At 38.5% G+C, this 1,490-nt stretch carries 2 protein-coding genes; both read right to left on the bottom strand.

What is annotated here, in order from left to right:
- The coding region (locus tag C1E99_RS02155; protein ID WP_193441781.1) for an ISL3 family transposase at positions 1 to 1,196 on the bottom strand (1,196 nt) is incomplete at its 3' end.
- 114 nt (positions 1,197 to 1,310) lie between these two features.
- Positions 1,311 to 1,490: transposase (locus C1E99_RS02150; protein ID WP_161951132.1), on the bottom strand; the 180-nt coding region annotated here is incomplete at its 5' end.

Raw genomic sequence — 1,490 nt, 5'->3', positions numbered from 1 at the left:
CACCATTTAAAGTTTTCAAAGTTCCTAAAACCAAAGGCATTTCTTTTAATGACTTTGATGAGATTATTGGTAGCTTCCAGTTTGGCGTTGGAATAAGGCAATTCCATAGCGTTTAAAACCTTGTCTTTATCCTTTAGAAATGTCTTAAATACTGTCTGGAAAATAGGATTAACAGCGGTTATTTCCTGTTCGATAAGTTCGAAGAAATGATCTGAATTTTTCTCTTTGAAATGGAATAAGAGAAGTTGATAGAGTTCATAGTGCTGTCGTAGTTCCTCGGAGAAAGACAGGAGTTTTTCCAGTATTTCCTTGTTAGTCAAGTGCATTCGGAACATAGGGCGATAAAATCGTTTATCGCTGAGTTTACGGCTATCTTGTTGTATCAATTTCCAGTAGCGTTTCAAAGCTCGGTATTCCTGCGATTTTCTGTCGAATTGATTCATAATTTGAATACGAACACGGTTCATGGCACGACTAAGGTGTTGCACGATATGGAAGCGATCCAGAACAATCTTGGCGTTTGGAAATAGTTGTCTAGCCAATTTGTAGTAGGGACTAAACATATCCATGGTAATGACTTTGACTTGATTTCTAACCTTTCTAGGATAGCGTAGAAAGTGGTTTCGGATGGTTGCTTGTGTTCTTCCGTCCAGAATGGCAATGACGTTTAGGGAATTGAAATCTTGAGCGATAAAGCTCATCTTCCCCTTCTTGAAGGCATACTCGTCCCAGCTCATCACCTCAGGTAAGGTATTCCAATCCGTTTCGAACTTGAATTCATTGAGTTTTCTCATAACTGATGATGTTGAGATAGATAGCCTGTGTGCAATATGTTGCATTGCTTGATTTTCGATGAGTAATTGGGCGATCTTCTGGTTAACAGCGACGGAAATTTGGTGGTTCTTCTTGACAAGAGGAGTTTCGGCGACAGCCATTTTCCCACATTCTTTGCACTTGAAACGACGCTTTCTAAGGCGGATAAGTAGCGGGTAGCCAGCTGTTTCTAAGTATGGGATTTTAGAGGCTTTCTGGAAGTCGTATTTAGCCATTTGTCCCTTGCATTTTGAGCATTTAGGGGCTGTATAATCCAAGAGACCGTGGAGTTCTAAGTGAGTTCCCATATCATATTCATCAGTGATAGTGATGTTTTTGTCTTTAATTCTGAGAAAATTTGTGATAAGATTTAGTTGTTCCATATGAACCTTTCTAGAATGATAGTTTGAACGCTTTTCATTATAGGTCATATGGGACTTTTTTTCTACACTCAAAAAGGCTCCATAATCTCCACGGTGGTTTTACCCACTACAGTCTTATAGAGCCTCTTTCTTTATGTTCAAGGCAATCAAAATCCGTTTTTTAAAGTTTTCAAAGTTCCTGAAACCAAAGGCATTTCTTTTAATGTCTTTGATGAGATTATTGGTAGCTTCCAGTTTGGCGTTGGAATAAGGCAATTCCATAGCGTTTAAAACCTTGTCTTTATCCTTTAGAAA

The organism is Streptococcus suis, assembly GCF_002964045.1.
GTDB lineage: Bacteria > Bacillota > Bacilli > Lactobacillales > Streptococcaceae > Streptococcus > Streptococcus suis_U.
Note: the sequence above shows the minus strand (reverse complement) of the source record. Positions and strands in the feature narration are given on the sequence as shown.